Raw genomic sequence first — 20,342 nt, 5'->3', positions numbered from 1 at the left:
TTATAAGATTAAACAGATTTGTTGATTGAATTGTTATACTGCAATTGATAATGAACTATTAACCTTTTAAGACCAGTAATACCACGTTTTCCACGTGTTGGGTATGTGGAAACATGTCGACCGGTTGTATTTTCACAGTATCGTATTTTTCCTTTAATACCAACAGGTCGCGGGCCTGTGTAGCGGCATTGCAGCTTACGTAAACAATTTTAGGGGCTTCAATTTCCATTAGGCGGTTAACCACATCAGGGTGCATGCCTGCACGCGGTGGATCGGTAATGATCACATCCGGTTTGCCGTTTGCTGCCACAAAATCAGGTGCCAGTACATCTTTCATATCACCGGCATAAAATTTGGTGTTGGTGATATTGTTAATAGCCGAATTGATTTTAGCATCCTCAATAGCAGAAGGTACATATTCAATACCCACCACCTCGCGCACCTTACGGGCCACAAAGTTAGCAATAGTGCCCGCGCCGGTATAAAGATCGTATACTAGCTCATTGCCTTTAAAATCAGCAAAATTACGGGTTATTTCATAAAGGTGCAGGGCCTGTACAGAGTTGGTTTGGTAAAATGATTTTGGCCCGATGCGGAAACGGATGCCTTCCATTTCTTCGTAAATATATTCAGGGCCTTTATAGGCAATTACATCCTGGTCAAAAATGGTATCGTTCTTTTTTTGGTTGATGATATACAGCAACGAAGTAATTTGCGGGAAACCTTTGTCGATAAACGCCATCAGCTTATTTACTTCTTCCTCATTTGCATATCCAAAAACTACAATCACCATCACTTCGCCGGTTGATGAAGTGCGGACAATAAGGTTACGCAAAGCACCGCTATGTGCTTTCAGATCGTAAAAACTGTAGCCGTTGGCTATCACAAACTCGCGGATGCTGTTTCTTAGCGTGTTTGAAGGTTCAGCCTGTAACCAGCAATGGTTTACATCCAATATTTTATCAAAACGACCAGGGATGTGAAAACCCAGGGCATTCATGTTCAGCTCTTCATTATCGCGGCTTTCACCATCATACAGCCAGCGTTTGTTGGAGAAAGTATATTCCAGCTTGTTACGATAGTATTTATCTTCGGGCGAGGGAAGTATCGGCAGCATGCCATCCACATCGATCTTAGCTATGCGGCCCAGTGCATCAGTAACTGATTTTTGTTTGAATTTTAACTGCGCTTCATAAGTCATGTGCTGCCATTTGCAGCCACCGCAGGTGCCAAAGTGTTCGCAAAATGGTTGGGTACGGTATTCGGATGGTTTTTTAAGTTCGGTTATTTTACCTTCGCCAAAGTTCTTTTTGCTTTTATAAACCTGCACGTCGGCAATATCACCAGGTATGGCTTTATCTACAAAAAGTACAAAATCATCGGCTTTACCTACGCCTTTGCCTTCTTCGGCTATGTCAATAATCGTTACGTTTTCAAAAAACTTATTTTTAGCAGCTTTATTCATCAGCCTGCAAAGTTAAGGGTATTTATTGAATGTGAAATGGGAGGGAAGGAGCAAAAGCATTTTACCCGCCTTTTTTAAGGCGACCACAGCTTAATAGTTCAGCAATTAAATAAACAGGTTTACCACCAATTCCCAAAAGTTCTCGTCCTCTATTTGTAATTCTGTAAAATTAAATTGCTCATCTATCATGTCTGAAAATTCTAATAGCTCAGTACTCATAGATTTGTGCTTTTAATAATAACAAATTACGTAAATATATACCAAAAACCAAAATGGTATTTTGAAATAATTTTTAAATATCAATTTGGATAATAGTCGATCTATAATACCATGTTCCTAATCAGATACAAACGCAATTGCCCGCTGTTAAGGACAATAATGTATAGTCAGACCCGAAAAAGCCAGCTGATGACATGACTAAACCCGTAGCTGTACTCAAACAAATGCCGGCAATGAAAATTGCCCAGATTTTATTTTTTGTTTGGATTGAAGAAATTGTAATCAGGTATATGGTTAGCCAGAAAATTAACCAGGTAATGAAAGAAAAAATAAATTCAAGAAGAATGATAACTAAATGCATCAAAATTATGGCAGACAACGAACCGATTAAGTCCTTTTCAAAGTTCGGGGGATCAGTGCAAAATAGAAATACCAAGAATGATATTGGGGCAATTGAAATGCTGGTTAACCAAACTTTTAAGCTGTAAGCAAATGTATTAATGGCCATTAGGTAAGTAGCTAATTTAAAAAACAGGCAGGGAATAACTTCCCCCGCCATGTTTCAGGTTTAGTGGTTATTCCAGTTAATTTTTCTTGAGAAATACATCAGCATAGCTACAACAACGAACAATGCAATACTTCCAAACAGTAAAGACAGTTCTTCCAACTGAATAATGATGAAGATAAAGCCATAAAAGACCGTAAGTATTACAGCAAATAATGCTGCTACATTTCTGTTTTTTAATAGCGAAGATGTAAACAAGGAAATTAATATAATGGTTGATGCAGAAGCAAGCAGATATGCATAATTGTATCCTATTTGTTCGCTAAATGATAGCAATAGGGTATAGTAAACAACCATTGCTGCACCAATAAGAATATAGTTGAATAAATGAATGGATTGCTTTTTGATAAGTTCCGTAAGAAACAATGACACAAAAGTAAGCAGTATAATAAGTGTTGAATACTTGGTTGTCCTGAGTATTTTACGATACTGATCAATGGGCAACTGTAGCTTTACACCAAAAAGGGCTTCCTTTACTTCTTTATTACTATTTAAAATTGTTTTATCATTTACCCATTGTTGCGGGAATGGCCGATTGTAATAAAGCAGGTGCCATTTGGCATTGAATCCGGTTTGCGAAACAGTGCGTGTATCGGGCAAATAGCGACCATTAAAACCAGGGTTGCTCCAATCGCTATTAATTTCAACATCAGTTGTTTTGCCGGTATGTAAAAAATTAAGCTCATTGCTGCCTTTCAGGTCTAGCTGATAACTGAAAGTAAAACTTTGGTCTTTAGGAAGCTCAAAGTTAACCTGCAATCCCTTGTCGAATGGTAGTTTGTCATCAATTGCAGGTTCGGGTGTAAATTGATGACCTTGAATAATTATTGAAGGATTATTCTTTAACCCTTTCAGATCTGACAGACCAAATACAAGGCGTGCTTTATCATACATTATTGCATCACTGCTAATACCCAACTGGTTTAAATCTGGTTTATCAAAACTTCCCTCTATGCCCACCTTTGAATTATAGACGATTGCGTCATAAATACCATATTGAAAATACTGTGTTTTAATATCAGCTTTAATTTTCAGGTTTTGTGGCAGCAAGTACAAAGTTTGTATTACTTCATGTGTGATCGCTTTATTGTCGCTATTTGTTACTGTGATTTCTTTTTTAAATGGAATCATTAATACAGGCCCATTTATGAGCTGTTTACCCGACCATTTATCAGATACACTATTAATATTGTCCTGCTGATAACCCTCACGGTCCGTTATAAGACCCTGAATCCATACCGATGGGATAAGTAAAACTAAAATTAGGATAGTGATAACACAGGACTTAATTAAAATAGAATCCTGATACCATTTGTTGTGCTTTTCAATTGATTGTTCTGTCATGTTTTTGTTATTTTAAAAGTACTTTGCATTTCAAAGTAAATGGATAAAAAAATTAGTTTAGCTTTTGTGTGTTTTTTGCTTTATTCAATAACAACCAGGTATTGGTTACCAAAAGGCTTATCACTACAATAAAGGAAATTTTTTCGGGAAGGGTACCTTTAAATCCCTCGTACATGGCATTAAAAAGTATCCAGAAAATGATCAGGATATTGCCGCTCATGGTTGCATACCTCACAATGTGTAGTAATTGATTTTTGTCCATCGCTTTAAATTTAAATGGTCACTATTTATTTTTCTGCTGTTTAATTAACTGTTCCAAAGCATCCAGGTGCTGCTTAAAAGCCTTTTTTCCTTTTTCGGTCGATTCATAAGTGGTATTAGGCTTGCGGCCTAAAAAAGCCTTGTGTACCACAATATATTCCTCCTTTTCCAATCCTTTCAGGTGCGATGCAAGGTTGCCATCTGTTGTATCCAGCAATTCTTTAAGTGAGTTAAAGTCATAGCGGTCATTCACCACCAGTACACTCATGATCTGCAACCGCAGGCGGTTCTCAAAGGCTTTATCTAATTTTTCGAAGGGAACTTTCACCTGTCGTATTTAAAATGCATTATAGTGCCGTAAACAATGTGCAGCACGCCGAAACCAATGGCCCAAAATAATAATCCGTAAGTGGGTAAACAAGCATTAATGAGGCCTAAAATTATTTCGCACAGGCCAAGGTATTTTACCAGGGTAAAAGTGAAACTGCTGGCACTAAACAACGACAACCCGTAAAAGATAAGGCAAAGCGGAGCAATAACACCATAGTACCCAGGACTGATAAATACCAGGATCAATAAGCCACCGGTAATTAAGGGTGTAGCTAGGTGAAATAATAATGCGCGACTGGTATTGCCCCAAATGGGTTGGCTTTTTTGCTTTGCTTTGCGAGCAGTAAGATAAATACCTGTGCCGATTGACGCTATCAATATTACAAAAGCGACTGACAACAAAAATAGGGTGGCTGTGTGAATATCGCCATCATAAAAAAAAGCTTTTGTTAAATCGTGGTCAAAATCAGGAGGGATCTCCGAAATTTTGGAGTAGATAAAACGGTAAGCTATTGCAGCCCCGATTAAGGCGTAAACCCCTGCTAAGATTCCGGATAGCCCACTAAGGGATATAAACTTTGACGAGCGTTCCATCAGGTTGCGGATGGTTGAAAGTTCGTCCTGTATTTCGTTTTCTTTCACTTAAAAGTACTTTGTTATTCAAAGTAAATAATAATGTTTGGATAATGCAAATAATTTTGAAATTACTGTCTGAACTCGAATTTATAGAATTTAAGAATGATTGGAATTTGCCTGTAATAATCAGAAAGACTAAATAGTAAAATAATTAAATCCGAAATCGAATATCCGAATTTCAACATCAAATCGTAATCGCCGCCTTTACCAGGTATGGCAGTATCTCTTTTTGAAATGAAACAAAATTTTTACGAACATCGGAATCACTTACAGAGGTAAAAGCGAAGCTAAATACGATGCTTTTGCTGCATTTAATTAAAAAACGAAGGCGTTGCAGGTAGTTTTCCTGCTTGCGCAGATCGCTTAACTGAGAAAATGCATTCACCAGCATTTCTTCCAGTTCGTTAGAAAGGTTCTTTAAAAAATCCTGCGAATTGGCTGACTCGCGGATAAAATCCCAACCAATAAATTCATTGCAAATGGTGTAGCTCAACCGGCAGGTTTTCATGATCAGCACGTTTAAATGTGCTTCTTCATCCATTTCGGGTGTGTTGCTATGTATCAGATCGTCAACACTTACCTTTATATAATCCATCAACAGGGAGTGTAAAACATCCTCCTTGCTTTCAAAGTATTTGTAAATGGTGGCCTTTGCTATTTTAGCCTTTTTTGCAATTTCGTTAACGCTGGTTTTATGATAACCGAATTTGCGGAAAAGGTCCTGCGCGGCACGTTTAATACTATCTTTTATTTTATCGGCTTCCATGTATCAATGAGATACAAATATCTCAAAAATACTCACATTTATACTATACCATATACGTGATGTTGAAAACAGATAACCTGTTGCGGTATTAATTGGACACGTAAACTTCGTAATTACTCACTACAATATTATATGCCTTTAAAGCCTTAGTTGCAGGAGCCTTTACTGGGGTGCCGTCAATGAGCGAGAATTTTGATCCGCTGCAAGGATCGGTACAGGTAAAATTACCGGCATCGAGGGTAACGGCACAGTGGTTTTGTGGCATATAGGTGCTGCAACGGTCATAAGCGGCATAACTGCCATCGGCTTCGCGATAAAGAATAAGCCCGGCAACACCGTATCCAGCTATTAAAACAGCTCCACCGGGTACATTTAAGGCAGCAAGCCGCGGATCAGTTAATGCTGCCTGAAAGTTCACGGCCACGTCGGGTATAGCTCCCGCATCTTTTCCGCACGAAAAGAAAGTTAAGGATACAGCTAAAAGTAAAATTATTTTTTTCATATGATCTCTGTCTGAAATTGCTTCAGAAAACGTACGTCGTTTTCAGAGAATAAACGCAGATCACGTATAACATATTTTAAGTTAGCAATTCTTTCTATACCCATTCCAAAGGCAAAACCGGTATATTTCTGATTATCAATACCACAGTTTGTCAAAACATTAGGGTCAACCATGCCGCAACCTAAAATTTCAACCCAGCCGGTATATTTACACATATTGCAGCCAGCTCCTTTACAGATGGTGCAGGAGATGTCCATTTCGGCCGAAGGTTCGGTGAATGGGAAATAAGATGGCCTGAAACGTACCTGTGTACCCTCGCCATAAAGTTCCTGTACAAAGTGGTAAAGTGTTTGCTTCAGATCAGAGAATGAAACGTTCTCATCAATATATAAACCTTCTATCTGGTGGAAAAAGCAATGCGCACGGGCTGAAATAGCCTCGTTACGATACACCCTGCCAGGCATAATAGCGCGGAATGGTGGTTTACCATTTTCCATCATCCTAACCTGTACCGATGAGGTATGGGTACGCAATGCAATATCATCCGTGCCATGGTTCTTTTTGATAAAGAAAGTATCCTGCATATCTCTTGCCGGATGTTCTTCCGGGAAGTTTAAAGCAGAGAAATTATGCCAGTCGTCTTCAATCTCCGGACCTTCAGCAACCACAAAGCCTAGCCTTTTAAAAATATCAATGATCTCCGTTCTTATCAATGACAATGGATGACGTGAGCCTACAGCAAAGCCATCACCAGGCAAGGTAAGATCAATTTCGGATTTCGTATTTTCTATTTCGGAGCCAAGGCTTTCCTTTAGCTCATTATATTTTGCTTCGGCCAGTTGTTTAAACTGGTTAAGTACTTTACCGAAAGTGCGTTTTTCTTCAGGGCCAACGGTTTTAAACTCTTCAAAAAGGTCTTTAATAATTCCTTTGGTTCCTAAAAATTTGATGCGAAACGTTTCCAGTTCATCTGCATTAGCAGGGGTGAAAGCGTTTATTTCGGCGGTATATTGATCTATTTGTTCTTGCATTATAATAGTGTTGCAGCTGCAAATTTAAGAAAAATGCAGGTTATTTAAGTACGCCCAGCTCTTTTCCAACCTTAGTAAAGGCTGCAATGGCTTTATCCAGATGTTGAGTGTTATGGGCGGCAGAGATCTGTACCCTGATACGTGCCTTGCCTTGCGGAACTACCGGATAATAAAACCCGATTACATAGATCCCTTCATCCAGCATTTTTGCGGCAAACTCCTGTGCCAGTTTGGCATCATACAGCATTACCGGCACAATTGGGTGTACACCCGGTTTAATATCGAAGCCTGCTTCGGTCATTTTTTTGCGGAAGTATTGGGTGTTGCTTTCTAGCTTGTCTCGCAAGTCGGTTGTTTCGCTCAGCATGTTTAATACTGCTATGGAAGCACCGGTTATTGATGGCGCAAGGGTATTTGAAAACAAATATGGGCGTGAACGCTGGCGCAGCATATCAATAATTTCTTTACGGCCTGATGTAAAACCGCCTGATGCACCGCCCAAAGCTTTACCTAAAGTACCGGTGATAATATCGATTTTGCCCATCACGTTATGATGTTCATGCGTGCCACGACCGGTTTTACCCATAAAGCCTGAGCAATGGCTCTCGTCAATCATTACCAAAGCATTATATTGTTCGGCAAGGGCGCAAATTTTATCTAACTGCGCAATTGTACCATCCATGCTGAAAGCACCATCAGTAACAATGATACGGTGACGGCAACTGGCAGTAGCTTTTAACTTTTCTTCCAGATCGGCCATGTCATCATGTTTGTAACGCTGACGTTGTGCCTTACACAAACGCACACCATCAATAATGGAAGCGTGGTTCAGTTCATCAGAAATAATGGCATCCTGCTCGTTAAATAAAGGTTCAAAAACACCGCCATTAGCATCAAATGCAGCAGCGTATAAAATGGTATCTTCGGTACCTAAAAATTCGGCGATTTTTTTCTCCAGTTCTTTATGTATATCCTGAGTGCCGCAAATAAAACGAACAGATGATAATCCGTATCCGTGTGTATCCATTGCCTCTTTTGCTGCCGCAATAACTTTTGGATGTGCTGATAATCCTAAATAATTATTAGCGCAAAAATTGATTACCTGTTTACCACCCTGCACTTCAATATCAGCGCCCTGTGGTGAAATAATGATCCGCTCTCTTTTATATAAACCGGCGTTTTCAATTTCGGCAAGCTCCTGTTGTAAAACAGGCTTCAGTGTATTATACATAATTTGTGGAATTTTAAGAAAGTGCAAAATTACCTAATATTTCGGATTTCGGATGTTCGATTTCGGATTTGTATTGATTTCTGAATTATTTGTCTGAACCAGAATTTGCAGAATTGTAGGATATCAAAAATGAACCTTAAAACCATTAAGTTCGAAATCGAACATCCGAATTCCGAAATCAAAAATAATCTGTATTTTTGCGGCTCATTTAACACTGTTTACAGCAGTATCAATGATTTTATGGAAAAGTATAATACACTACTGTACTATTGTTATTCAACGATAGACGATGGGGAGCAGTTTGCTGCTGATCATTTAAAACTCTGCAAAAGTTTGGGCCTCACGGGGCGTATCATTGTAGCTACCGAAGGTTTAAATGGCACGGTTTCGGGAACGGCAGAGGCTTGCAAAACTTATATGGATACGGTGCATACCGACCTGCGTTTTGCAACTATTGATTTTAAGATTGATGAAGTTGATGAACCATCCTTCGTGAAAATGCATGTGCGCTATAAATCAGAAATAGTGCACTCGGGCCTGCGTGATCCGGAAATGATCAACCCACAAATACAAACAGGCAAACACCTGGAAGCAAAAGATTTTTTGGCGATGAAAGATGCCGATGACGTGGTGATACTGGATGTACGCTCGAACTACGAGCATAATTTAGGCAAGTTTAAAAATGCCATTACGCTTGATATTGAAAACTTCAGAGATTTTCCATCAAAAATAAATGAGCTTGCTCAGTATAAGGACAAAAAGGTAATTACCTATTGTACCGGCGGTATCAAATGCGAAAAAGCTTCTGCCCTGTTATTGCACGAAGGATTTAGCGACGTGTACCAATTGCATGGTGGTATTATTAAATATGGTAAAGATGCAGGCGGTGAAGATTTTGAAGGTAAATGCTATGTTTTCGATAATCGCTTGTCTGTTGAGGTAAATAGTGTGAACCCGGTAATTATATCAACCTGTTTTAATTGTGGAAAAACTACTCCCAAGATGATCAATTGTGCCAATCCGGAGTGTAATGAGCATTTTACGCAATGTGACGAATGCGGTGAAAAAATGGAAGGATGCTGTAGTGATGCTTGTAAAGAACATCCCCGCAAAAGGGTATACGATGGAACGGGCTACTACGTGAAGATACCGCAACCGATTAATGTCACAAAGAAATCAAAGGTTTTAACAGAATAATAGATAACAGCGACGCGAAACTTTGAGTCGCTGTTTGTTTTTAATTATTCTTTTGTAAAAACTATTAAAAGTAATTTTAGTTAGCTTTAAGATATTTTAACCCTGATTTATGATAAAATACAAACTCCCGTTTTTGGCGCTTTTAATATGTTTGATACTTCCGGTATTGTTAAGGGCACAAAAAAAATCCCCATTTGACCGTGGCTCATATATTTTAAAAGGGGATACCCTGCCTTACCGCATTTTATTTCCGCTTGATTTCGATCCATCAAAAAAATACCCGGTAATTCTGGTGTTGCACGGCGCCGGAGAGCGCGGAAATGATAATGAAGCTCAGCTTAAATACGGGACAGAATTATTTTTAAAGGATACCATCAGAGAGAAATATGCAGCCATTGTAATTTATCCGCAATGTTCGGCTTCATCTTATTGGTCTGACGTTAAAATACAAAAGGATTCTACCACACAAAAGCTTAAATTTATTTTTCAAACTGATGCGCCACCAACAAAGACCATGCAATGTTTATTGGGTTTTGTTGATGAATTGTTGGATAAACCTTATGTAAATAAACACCAGTTTTATATAGGCGGCCTATCCATGGGTGGGATGGGTACGTTGGAGATCATCGGACGGAGACCTGGCGTTTTTGCTGCTGCATTTTCTATTTGCGGAGGCGATAATACGCTGAATGCAAAGAAATATGCTAAAAAAGTACCATTATGGATATTTCATGGCAAAAAGGATAGCGTTGTTCCTTATGAACACTCTGAATCAATAGTGGCAGCGATAAAAGAGGCTGGCGGTAAACCGAAATATACTCTTTATCCAAACGATGACCATAACAGCTGGAATGATGCTTTTGCTGAACCTTTGCTTATTCCCTGGTTATTTTCACACAATAAGTAATTAGCTCTAATATTTACCAACAAATGGCTTAATATTAAGGCATTTGTTATTGCTTTGCAGAAAGATTAGGTATGCGCTTTTTTAAGCTATTTTTCCTGGTACTATTCACTTTTATTTGTAATGCAGCTTTTGCCGTAACATTTATTGTGACCAGTAATGCCGACTCAGGTCCCGGAACTTTGCGGCAAGCTTTACTGGATGCGGCTGCAAACGGAACACTCCCAACAGATATTATTACTTTTAATTTACCCGGTACCGGGCAAGCAGCCATAACCATTACGCTGCAAACGCAACTACCAGATGTTTCTGCTAATTTAATTATTGATGGCACCACCCAACCCGGAGCCTTTTTAGGTGTAAGCAATGCTAAAATAATTATTACACCAGCCACGCCTGCAGCAAACTTTAACGGATTTAATGTTTCTGCTTCAGTTAACCCTGGCGATCAGGTTGCTTTTTATGGCTTGTGTATTATGGGCTTTTCGCCCAACCAAGCTGGTTTGGGGCACGGAATTGTTACCAATGCGAATTGTAATTTAATTATTGGTGCACCCGGCAAAGGCAATATAATAAGCGGGAACAACTTTGCTTTTTTGGGTTATTTTCAAAATGCGGTTATCCAAAGCAATTTTATTGGGGTTGCGCCAGATGGAGTTACACCGTTTAATAATTCGTCTGTTCTTTACTCAGCACAAGATTATAATGGTTTGCTGATAGGCGGTGCACTTCAAACGGATGGAAATGTTATTTTAGGAGGTGGTACCAGCGGTATAAATTTTGGCGGCGCAGTAAACGGGGTAACTAAGTCGGTAACCATACAGAATAACTATTTTAATACTGATTATACAGGTACAAAATCAATCAATAGCGCCAATAACTCATGCATTTTGGTAAATGATGCCAACTCAACCATAAATGTAATTAGTAATATTTTTAGCGCATCAGAGGTTGGTGTAGCAGCGGCTAATGCATCAAGCATAGTGGTTAAGGGTAACTACTTTGGAATAGATAAAACGCAGGCTTTTCCATTGGGCTCGGGTACGCAAGCTATTGATGAAAATACAAATGTAAACGCTGTTATAGGTGGTACTACCCCGGCAGATCAGAATGTTTTTACTAATTACCAAAATCCAATACTTGCTTTTGGATGCACTACCAATGTAATTGAAAATATGTTTTATTGTAACGCCACAGTTCAGTTAAACGATCTTAACGGCGGTACAAACTTCATCAGGATAACAACACTTACCGCTACTTCTGTAGCTGGTGATGCGCCTGCTGGGGCAACGGTGCAATTATATAATACCGCAACTAAGTGTAATAGCTGCAATCCTAATCAATGGTTTGCTACCGTAACTGCAAACGGTAGTGGCAAGTGGCAATACAATGGCCCTACTGTTCAAAATGTATTAGCATCATCAACCGTAAATAATAATACGGTAGGTTTTCAGATCGATGCACTTTCACAAAGTGAAGTAACTATTGTAAATTATGATTGCCATCACGGAGGTTCTATTTCTCTGAATGAACCAAGGTTGGGTGAGTTTCAAATGTTATGGACAGATAGTAATGGGCAATTGGTAGGGAACGGACAATCCATTAGTAATTTGCAGCCGGGTACCTATAATTTGCAGATCAGTGAAAATGGCGCTTGCCCATCAGTTTCCAATAGTTTTACGGTTATAGATCTTACTTCGCATGTTTATCCATCAACCTTTCAATTAAACTGCAGCCAGCCCACAGGATATTTTACAGCCTATCCTGGCACTGTTTCGGGTATTACGGTTACTAATTATTATTGGTCAGACGCTAATGGGAATATAATTTCGACCACCAATAAGGTTACTAACCTAGCTGCCGGGAGCTATTATCTTTATATAACCGACAGTAATGGATGTAATTCGGCACCAGCATTGTTCCAGGTACTTGCGGCTGCGCCTCCTCCGGTAATTGATGCAAGTAATGCCGTTATAACTGATGCTACCTGTAATTTGGCAAATGGATCGATAACCGGGTTAGTGTTGACCAATGCAGTCGGAGCTAATTATACCTGGTATAATACCAATGGTACAGCACTTTCATATAATAACACAAATTTGATTAATGCTCCCGCAGGCCAGTATTATTTGCAAGTCAATTACAACTTTAATTGTCCGCCTGTTAAAAGCGCAATTTTTACCATAAATGAGAAGAATGTGATAACCATGGACGAATCGGCAGTGGTTACCTCTTCTGCATCCTGCACTAATAGTAATGGCTCCATAACGGGTATAGTGGTTACAGGGGCAACACAATACCAGTGGTTTAATGCCAGTAACCAGATAGCGGGTAATGGTGCTGATTTGTTAAACGCACCATCAGGGAATTATTACCTGGTAGCCTCAAACTCAACTTGCTCCAAACAGAGTGCAGTGTATACTATTGGCAATATTCCGGCATTTAAAAATTATCAATCAACTTATACCAGTACTGATGCGTACTGCAGTAGTAATGGAAGCATAACGGTAACTTTTGATCCTAATTTAACGCCTGCAGCATACATATGGCTAACACCGGGAGGAGTGGAAGTTGGAAACAGCAATGTTTTAACCAACCAGCCTGCCGGAACTTATCAATTGTACGTTACCGATAATAACCAATGCCAGAGCTATTATAATAGCTACAGTATAAATGAGATACCGCAACTGCAGGTTGTACCAGGATCGGCGCAGGTAAATGATGATCAATGTTTACAGGGTACAGGCAGTATTACCAATATTTTGATAAATGGGGGCATTCCGCCTTATACCTATAATTGGACTAATGCATTAGGACAAAGCATCACAACAAATTTAAACTTAACGGGAATAACTCCGGGTATTTATACCCTACAGGTAAAAGATGCAACAGCTTGTGATATAGCTACCCTTGATTACGCTGTTGGAAATACTACAGAACCTATTTCATCGCCTACCGCGAATAATGTGCAGGTTTGCAGCGCAGGTGAGATTGTAATTGCTGTGAATAATGTACAGGCCGGTTACGGCTATCATTTGTATGATAGTAATATCAGTAGTAATATTTTACAGGATGCGCCCAATGGAATGTTTAAAGTACCTGTTTCGGGTACACGGAGCTATTTTATTACCCAGTATCTGGGCAATTGTGAAAGTGCAAGGACAGAAGTTTTGGTAACCGTTGGGGCAACAGATATTAGTATTCCAAATGCATTTACACCTAATAATGATGGGATAAATGATTACTGGGACATAAAAGGAATTGAAAATTACCCGAACGCAGTGGTACAGGTATTTAACCGTTACGGGCAAAAAGTATTTGAATCAAAGGGATACGGCAACCCATTCAATGGTACACTAGGGGGTAATAATCTTCCGGTTGGCGTATATTATTATATCATCAACTTAAAATCAAATTGCAGCTTGCTTTCGGGGAGTTTAACCTTGTTAAGGTAGTAGTATACGCTACTTAGCAGCCGAAATTAAAATGCCATTTTTAACACTCTCGTTAATTAGCTCTCTGGCAAATTCCCAAAGTTGGTCAGATCCCTTTTGGATTACGCTTTTCTTTTCTAATACTTTTTCATAGCTAACCCCAAATTCTTTCCAGGTACCACCTCTATTGGAAATGTTTTGAAGTAAAGGCTCTAACCTATCCATTGCACGGGCAAATTTGGCTTCCATTGTTTTGCCCGATTCAAATTCTTCCCATACTGCAATTAGATCAGCAGCTTGTTCATCAGGCAATAAGCCAAAAATACGTTGGGTAGCCTTTAGTTCCGCTTCTGTATTCGTATGGTTTACTGCGGTATCGTATAGAAATATGTCACCGGCATCAATTTCAACCACATCATGGATGAGCAGCATTTTTACAACCTTCAGGATATCTACAGGCTCATTAGCATATTCTGCTAAAATAATAGCCATTATAGCCAGGTGCCAGCTATGCTCTGCATCATTTTCATTTCGTTCGCTGTTGAAGAGTTTGGTTTTTCGAAGGATATATTTAACCTTGTCAATTTCGTGGATGAAGGCCACTTGTTTAAGAAGATGCTCAAAATTCATATTTGTTATGTTTAAGCATTGCAAATGTAATGATTTGCCTTTTAACAGCAACCCCAAAATGATGATCTACTTAAATTTGATGTGTTTTATTGGGGACGAAGTGTTTAAGCTTCAGGCTTACTTTCCGGGTTTTCTCCAGCGTCGGTTGCTTTGGCAGATTCTTCAGTAGCAGGCGGCAAAATTCCATCCTTAGCTGTGGTCGGTTTAGGGGTAACGCCAGCTTTGAATCGGGGAGTAAAACCTACTTTAGGTGAAGGAGTAGGGGGCGTTATTTCTGATGGTTGCTGATCTGTATCAGGCAGTGTTTCTTCTTTTTTATCATCCTTAATTTCGGTCGGCTTAGCTGTAACGGCTGCTTTAAACCTGGGAGTAAAACCTACTTTGGGCGAAGGAGAAGGGGCTGCTGCTTCGGCTGGTTGCTGATCAGCGTTAGGTAACGTTTCTTCTTTTTTATCATCCTTAGTTTCGGTTGGCTTAGCCGTAACGCCAGCCTTAAACCTTGGAGTAAAACCTACTTTAGGTGAGGGAGCAGGGGCGGCTATTTCAGATGGTTGCTGATCCGCATTAGGCAGGGCCTCTTCTTTTTTATCATCTATAACCTCGGTTGGTTTTGCTGTTGTTCCGGCTTTAAATCTGGGTGTAAATCCAACTTTTGGCAACGGAGGGGGCAATACCGTTTCAATTAAACTTTCGGTAACCGTTTGTTCGGCTATGGGATTTGCAATGTGGGCCTTTTCTGTTTTAATTTCTGGTGCCAAAGGGAATTGGCGGCGAAGTTTATTGAACCAATATTTTTTGGTATGATCGAAGCTCTTTTCGCCCATTTGCTGGTAATGGGTTTTGAATTCAGAAAATAACGACGGCTCTGCTTTTTCTAAAACAGGCAAATCAATTTTTTTCTTCTTAAAAAACTCTTCGAATTCCATTGGTTAGCAAATGTTAAAGATCAGCAGAATACTTAAAAAGAAACGTCAAGATCAAGTTTGTTAAAGTGAATGCCCTTATCAGTTTGATCCCAGTCTTCACGTTCTTCATCAGTAGCGTTCAGCAATTGCGGAAACCATTCTAAAGGAAATGCCTGCTGTTTGCCATCAGGTTTTTCAACAAAAAGCAAGCCGTTAGCGAAGGTTACCTTCACTTTTTTCTCTTGTTTACGTGAAGTGAAAAGTGGCATATGGTTTGGCTCCCTATAAATCTCCCCCGGTAGGTGAGACTTTTTGTTTTAAGTTTTTAAAGCCCTCCCTACCGGGGAGGGTTGGGAGGGGCAAATTATTCCTGCATATTGTGATATACTGCCTGCACGTCGTCGTCTTCTTCCAAACGGTCAATCAGTTTCATAATATCAGTAACTTGTTCTTCAGTGACTTCGTGGAATGATTGTGCTACGCGCTCCAGTTTGGCTGATTTTACCTCGATGCCTATTTCTTCCAATGTTTTCTGCATTTTTCCGAAATCTTCAAAAGCAGCGTGTACTACGGCAATATCATTTCCGTTTTCATCGGCCTCAACAAATAAATCTTCTAACCCGGCATCAATCAATTCAAATTCCAGTTCTTCCAGGTCACGATCACCAGGTTCAAAAGTAAAAACAGATTTACGGCTGAAAATGAAATCCAGTGATCCGGTTTTACCCAGTGAGCCATTGTATTTGGTAAAGTAGCTGCGTACGTTAGCTACGGTACGGTTAATATTATCAGTAGCCGTTTCAACCAATATGGCTACGCCGTAAGGTGCATAGCCTTCGTAAACTATTTCTTCGTAATCTTTTTCGTCACGGCTGGTAGCTCTTTTTATAGCGGCTTCCACACGATCTTTAGGCATGTTTACTGCCTTGGCATTTTGAACAGCAGTACGCAGGCGCGAGTTGGTGTTTACATCGCCACCGCCTGATTTTACGGCCATTACAATTTCTTTACCCAAACGAGTAAACTGCACAGCCATTTTCGACCAGCGTTTCAGTTTTCTTTCTTTACGGAATTCAAATGCTCTTCCCATTGTTATTTAGTTGTCCATAGCCCATGGACTTTGAACCACGGACTTAGCGAATATAATGCTTGTTGTTATAAGCGTATTAAATAATTAACAAATATAAATTTTTCCTCTTAACCTTTTGCTTTTAAGCTATATTCTTCAGGTTTTCCAGCATATCGGCTGTCATTTTTTGCAAATCATATTCAATGTTCCATCCCCAGTCTTTATGGGCATAGCTGTCATCGATTGATTTTGGCCAGCTATCGGCAATGGCCTGGCGCGGGTCATTTTCAATATAACCAATTTCAAAGTTAGGGATATGTTTTTTAATCTCTGCAGCCAGCTGAGTAGGGGTAAAGCTGATTCCTGCCAGGTTGTATGATGAACGGATAGTTAGTGCCTCAGCCGGTGCATCCATCAGGCTAATGGTGGCCCTTATGGCATCATTCATATACATCATTGGTAAGGCAGTTTCAGCCGAAAGGAAACCTTGATACTTACCGGTTTTTAATGCTTCGTGAAATATATGAACAGCATAGTCGGTAGTGCCACCTCCCGGATTTGCTTTCCAGCCGATAAGGCCGGGATAGCGTAAGCTTCTAACGTCTAATCCGTATTTGGCATGGTAATATTCGCACCAGCGCTCACCCGCCAGTTTGCTAAAGCCGTAAACGGTATTAGGATCCATTACACAATACTGTGGTGTTTGTTGTTGTGGCGAGTGCGGGCCGAAAACGGCGATAGAGCTTGGCCAGAAAACTTTAGTCACTTTAAATTCTACTGCCAGATCAAGCACTTGCAAAAGGCCGGTCATGTTTAAATCCCAGGCCATTTTGGGTTTTTGTTCGCCTATGGCTGATAGTATGGCGGCCAGCAGATAAACTTGCGTAGGACGGTATTTTTCAAATAGCTGGTGCAGGTTATCTTTATCCAGCACATTGGCAATTTCGAATGGGCCGTTTTGGTGGCTGGCATCAGCCGGGGTGTTAATGTCTGATGCAATAACGGCATCAGTTCCGTGTATATTTCTTAGGGTGGTAACCAGCTCGGTACCTATTTGTCCGTTAGCACCAATAATTAAAATTTTCTCGCTCATGCAATGCCCGTATTTTGGCGCAAAGGTAAAAATTTATTAGTTGATTGGGGTATTAGGTTTGTGGTAGATTAGGTTGAAATGATGTAAAAATTATCGTTTTTGATTGAAAATAAATCATACTATTTTGGTAGATAGTGTGGTTTATAAGCTCAGAAAAAATTCGCATATTTGTTGGCTAAATAATTTTTTTATATAACAAATTTAAAAACAATGAAAGTCGCAGTAGTAGGTGCCACAGGATTAGTGGGCACTAAAATGTTGCAGGTTCTTGCAGAACGCAACTTCCCCGTTACAGAATTAATTCCGGTAGCTTCAGAAAAAAGTGTTGGTAAAGAAATCACTTTTAAGGGTAAGCAGTACAAGGTAGTTTCTGTTGAGGATGCGATAAAGCAGAAGCCCGATGTTGCCATATTTTCGGCAGGGGGTAGTACTTCATTGGCCCAGGCGCCGCTTTTTGCAGCAGCTGGCACAACTGTTATCGACAACTCATCAGCATGGCGCATGGATCCTACCAAAAAACTGGTAGTGCCCGAAGTTAATGCGCATGTTTTAACTGCCGATGACAAAATCATCGCCAACCCAAATTGTTCAACCATACAAATGGTAGTGGCTTTAAAACCACTGCATGATAAATATAAAATTAAAAGGGTAGTGGTATCAACCTATCAATCAGTAACCGGTACAGGCGTTAAAGCGGTTGACCAGTTATTTAACGAGCGTAAAGGTATTGATGGCCCTAAGGTTTATCCTTACACTATAGACCTTAATGTGATCCCGCAGATTGACGTATTTACCGAAAATGGTTACACCAAGGAAGAAATGAAAATGGTGAAAGAAACCAATAAAATTATGGGCGATGACAGTATTAAAGTTACGGCTACTACGGTACGTATCCCGGTAATGGGAGGTCACTCAGAGTCTGTAAATATTGAGTTTTTAAACGATTTTGATGTTGCCGAAGTAAAGGAACTTTTATCAAAAGCACCGGGTATTGTGGTGGTTGATGATATCGCTAACCTTAAATATCCAATGCCGCTTGATGCACATGATAAGGATGACGTATTTGTGGGCCGTATCCGCAGGGACGAAAGCCAGCCAAACACTTTAAACTGCTGGATAGTATCAGACAATCTGCGTAAAGGTGCTGCTACCAATGCCGTGCAAATTGCTGAATATTTGGCTGCAAAGCATTTGATAGGGCAGGCTGTTGAAGTGTAAGTCCCCTCTAAATCTCCCCCGGTAGAGGAGACTAAAAAAAAGTTTTTAATTAAATGCCTTCAAAAAGTCCTCCCTTCCGGGGAGGATTTAGGTGGGGCTAATAATAAGATAGGGATGATCGAGAGATTATCCCTATTTTTATGTTATCAAATTTTATGAAGAAACTATTTATATTAATAATTGGCATTTTTATAATATCTGACAGCTTTTCCCAAACCCCAAAGGTTATTGAAGCTGATCTGCTTCAGTCTTTTAAAAAGATTGATTATTGGTCTCAAAAAAAAGGTGATACAACTGTAAACGCAGATGATAAACTAGCTGAAGCCAATGATGTTTTTGGCAAGAAACTTGAAGAGGTAACCAAAAAATATCCATCTACCTTAAGTGCGCCATTTAATCTGTTAAAAAAAGAGCATTTGGATATTTTTACTTCTGATGATGAGTTGTTCCGGATTTATTCGTGGGAAACCTGGATGGGAGGTACTATGAGGGATTTTGCAAATGTTATACAATACAGCACCGGCCAAAAAACAGAATCAATTCTGTTAACCAGTAGCGAAGATACATACGTTCCTTTTTATTCAAGCCTTTATACCTTTAAAACAGGAAATAAAACGTACTATTTGGGTGTTTACGGTGGCATCTATTCTACTAAGGACGTAGGTTCAGGAATTAAGGTTTTTGCTATTACAAATGGTAAACTGGATGATAATGTGAAGCTTATAAAAACACAGACAGGACTGAAAAACAAGATTTATTATGACTATGATTTCCTTTCGGTTGTTGATATAGCATTTAATGCAAGACCCAAAATTACATTTGATAAGGCTTCACAAACAATTCATATCCCGTTAGTGAATGAAAACGGCCAGGTAACCCATAAATACATTGTCTATAAGTTTACCGGGCAGTATTTTGAGCGGGTGAAAAACTAAATATAAGCTCCATTATAACTTTTTTTGGTAGTGTCTCAGTTTGAATTTAACTTATTTTTGATGTATTATTACATTTCAGTTTAGCACGGCATGGATACCACTTTTTATTTATCCTTATTTCAGCAAGCTGTTGATAAACTTGACAAAAGACTATTGAATCAAAGGCAACTGCAAGTGGAAACGGGCGTTTGGTTAGACTCTGTCGTTTTAAGAATACACAAACAGCATTGGGCAAATAACCCGGATGCAAAACCGCAAACAGGCCCTGCGATTTTTTTTTCTATCTGGATTAATAATGCCGATATCAAAGAGCATAAATTATTTTACAACATCCATGCACTAAAGTTAAGAAAGCTTAATGGCTATGCTTTAACGAGTAGAAAATTTGCTGACGACTTTAGAGAACAGTTTAAAAGTCTTGAACACAATTGGCCAAACGTTAGTACGGAATTCGGGCCGCAAACTTTGATGCAGGGATGGAAAATAGTTAATTTGGATTTTCCCACAGAAGATATTTTAAAGATTGCCAACAAGTTTATCGAAATTGAAATTTTAATCGAAAACCTGCTCATTAATGGAAAAGTTAAGTTAAATTCAAACTGAGACA

The 20,342-nt window shown here is 39.4% G+C and carries 21 protein-coding genes; 7 read left to right on the top strand and 14 right to left on the bottom strand.

What is annotated here, in order from left to right:
• Window positions 1-58 precede the first annotated feature (58 nt).
• Window positions 59-1,465 (bottom strand): 23S rRNA (uracil(1939)-C(5))-methyltransferase RlmD, encoded by a 1,407-nt coding sequence (gene rlmD / locus JN11_RS06085; protein WP_144910687.1) that lies wholly within the window; start codon window positions 1,463-1,465, stop codon window positions 59-61.
• Window positions 1,466-1,878: 413 nt separating this feature from the next.
• On the opposite strand from rlmD, the gene JN11_RS06080 reads away from it, so the two are divergent.
• Window positions 1,879-2,172 carry a hypothetical protein gene (locus JN11_RS06080; RefSeq protein ID WP_144910685.1) on the top strand — a complete coding sequence of 98 codons (294 nt, stop codon included), beginning with the start codon at window positions 1,879-1,881 and terminating at the stop codon, window positions 2,170-2,172.
• Window positions 2,173-2,252: 80 nt separating this feature from the next.
• Here JN11_RS06080 and creD read toward each other — a convergent pair whose 3' ends face one another.
• The 8 genes from creD to kbl form a co-directional block, all read right to left on the bottom strand.
• The gene (gene creD, locus JN11_RS06075) at window positions 2,253-3,593 is read right to left on the bottom strand and encodes a cell envelope integrity protein CreD (RefSeq protein ID WP_144910682.1); all 1,341 of its coding nucleotides are present in this window, start codon (window positions 3,591-3,593) and stop codon (window positions 2,253-2,255) included.
• A gap of 52 nt (window positions 3,594-3,645) precedes the next feature.
• Entirely contained in the window at window positions 3,646-3,855 is a 210-nt protein-coding gene (locus JN11_RS06070; RefSeq protein WP_144910679.1) for a hypothetical protein, read from the bottom strand.
• A gap of 21 nt (window positions 3,856-3,876) precedes the next feature.
• Window positions 3,877-4,182: a winged helix-turn-helix domain-containing protein gene (locus tag JN11_RS06065; protein WP_211360679.1), complete on the bottom strand. Its 306-nt coding sequence runs from the start codon at window positions 4,180-4,182 to the stop codon at window positions 3,877-3,879.
• On the bottom strand, window positions 4,179-4,826 hold the full coding sequence (locus JN11_RS06060; RefSeq protein WP_170227698.1) for a hypothetical protein: 648 nt from the start codon (window positions 4,824-4,826) through the stop codon (window positions 4,179-4,181). The genes JN11_RS06065 and JN11_RS06060 overlap by 4 nt, the downstream gene beginning before the upstream one ends.
• 178 nt (window positions 4,827-5,004) lie before the next feature.
• Complete coding sequence (locus JN11_RS06055; RefSeq protein ID WP_144910676.1) at window positions 5,005-5,586, bottom strand: TetR/AcrR family transcriptional regulator; 582 nt, start codon at window positions 5,584-5,586, stop codon at window positions 5,005-5,007.
• A gap of 88 nt (window positions 5,587-5,674) precedes the next feature.
• Window positions 5,675-6,088, bottom strand: a complete 414-nt coding sequence (locus JN11_RS06050; RefSeq protein ID WP_144910673.1) for a Rieske (2Fe-2S) protein — start codon at window positions 6,086-6,088, stop codon at window positions 5,675-5,677.
• A complete protein-coding gene (gene pheS, locus JN11_RS06045; protein ID WP_211360678.1) occupies window positions 6,085-7,119 on the bottom strand; it encodes a phenylalanine--tRNA ligase subunit alpha in 1,035 nt (344 codons plus the stop codon). Before pheS ends, JN11_RS06050 begins: the two co-directional genes overlap by 4 nt.
• A gap of 40 nt (window positions 7,120-7,159) precedes the next feature.
• Window positions 7,160-8,350, bottom strand: a complete 1,191-nt coding sequence (gene kbl, locus JN11_RS06040) for a glycine C-acetyltransferase (RefSeq protein ID WP_144910667.1) — start codon at window positions 8,348-8,350, stop codon at window positions 7,160-7,162.
• 240 nt (window positions 8,351-8,590) lie between these two features.
• Here kbl and trhO point away from each other — a divergent pair, with 240 nt between their 5' ends.
• The 3 genes from trhO to JN11_RS06025 all read left to right on the top strand — a co-directional run bounded on the left by trhO (window position 8,591) and on the right by JN11_RS06025 (window position 13,906).
• Window positions 8,591-9,547, top strand: a complete 957-nt coding sequence (trhO, locus tag JN11_RS06035) for an oxygen-dependent tRNA uridine(34) hydroxylase TrhO (protein WP_144911329.1) — start codon at window positions 8,591-8,593, stop codon at window positions 9,545-9,547.
• A gap of 109 nt (window positions 9,548-9,656) precedes the next feature.
• Window positions 9,657-10,454, top strand: a complete 798-nt coding sequence (locus tag JN11_RS06030) for a carboxylesterase family protein (RefSeq protein WP_144910665.1) — start codon at window positions 9,657-9,659, stop codon at window positions 10,452-10,454.
• Window positions 10,455-10,525: 71 nt separating this feature from the next.
• Complete coding sequence (locus tag JN11_RS06025) at window positions 10,526-13,906, top strand: gliding motility-associated C-terminal domain-containing protein (protein WP_144910662.1); 3,381 nt, start codon at window positions 10,526-10,528, stop codon at window positions 13,904-13,906.
• Window positions 13,907-13,915: 9 nt separating this feature from the next.
• On the opposite strand, the gene JN11_RS06020 is transcribed toward JN11_RS06025, so the two are convergent.
• The 5 genes from JN11_RS06020 to JN11_RS06000 all read right to left on the bottom strand — a co-directional run bounded on the left by JN11_RS06020 (window position 13,916) and on the right by JN11_RS06000 (window position 17,582).
• Window positions 13,916-14,515 carry an HD domain-containing protein gene (locus JN11_RS06020; protein ID WP_144910659.1) on the bottom strand — a complete coding sequence of 200 codons (600 nt, stop codon included), beginning with the start codon at window positions 14,513-14,515 and terminating at the stop codon, window positions 13,916-13,918.
• Window positions 14,516-14,619: 104 nt separating this feature from the next.
• Complete coding sequence (locus JN11_RS06015; protein ID WP_144910657.1) at window positions 14,620-15,441, bottom strand: hypothetical protein; 822 nt, start codon at window positions 15,439-15,441, stop codon at window positions 14,620-14,622.
• A gap of 32 nt (window positions 15,442-15,473) precedes the next feature.
• Window positions 15,474-15,689 carry a DUF2442 domain-containing protein gene (locus JN11_RS06010; RefSeq protein WP_144910654.1) on the bottom strand — a complete coding sequence of 72 codons (216 nt, stop codon included), beginning with the start codon at window positions 15,687-15,689 and terminating at the stop codon, window positions 15,474-15,476.
• Between the two features lie 95 nt (window positions 15,690-15,784).
• Window positions 15,785-16,510: a YebC/PmpR family DNA-binding transcriptional regulator gene (locus JN11_RS06005; RefSeq protein WP_144910652.1), complete on the bottom strand. Its 726-nt coding sequence runs from the start codon at window positions 16,508-16,510 to the stop codon at window positions 15,785-15,787.
• Between the two features lie 121 nt (window positions 16,511-16,631).
• A complete protein-coding gene (locus JN11_RS06000; RefSeq protein ID WP_144910649.1) occupies window positions 16,632-17,582 on the bottom strand; it encodes an NAD-dependent epimerase/dehydratase family protein in 951 nt (316 codons plus the stop codon).
• 210 nt (window positions 17,583-17,792) lie between these two features.
• Here JN11_RS06000 and JN11_RS05995 point away from each other — a divergent pair, with 210 nt between their 5' ends.
• The 3 genes from JN11_RS05995 (at window position 17,793) to JN11_RS05985 (ending at window position 20,338) form a co-directional block, all read left to right on the top strand.
• Window positions 17,793-18,800, top strand: coding sequence for an aspartate-semialdehyde dehydrogenase (locus tag JN11_RS05995; protein WP_144910646.1), 1,008 nt, complete (start codon window positions 17,793-17,795; stop codon window positions 18,798-18,800).
• 155 nt (window positions 18,801-18,955) lie between these two features.
• On the top strand, window positions 18,956-19,735 hold the full coding sequence (locus JN11_RS05990; protein ID WP_144910644.1) for a hypothetical protein: 780 nt from the start codon (window positions 18,956-18,958) through the stop codon (window positions 19,733-19,735).
• A gap of 90 nt (window positions 19,736-19,825) precedes the next feature.
• Window positions 19,826-20,338 carry a hypothetical protein gene (locus JN11_RS05985; RefSeq protein WP_144910641.1) on the top strand — a complete coding sequence of 171 codons (513 nt, stop codon included), beginning with the start codon at window positions 19,826-19,828 and terminating at the stop codon, window positions 20,336-20,338.
• Window positions 20,339-20,342 lie beyond the last annotated feature (4 nt).

It is taken from the genome of Mucilaginibacter frigoritolerans, assembly GCF_007830615.1.
Lineage (GTDB): Bacteria > Bacteroidota > Bacteroidia > Sphingobacteriales > Sphingobacteriaceae > Mucilaginibacter > Mucilaginibacter frigoritolerans.
This window is presented reverse-complemented; position numbering and strand designations above follow the sequence as displayed.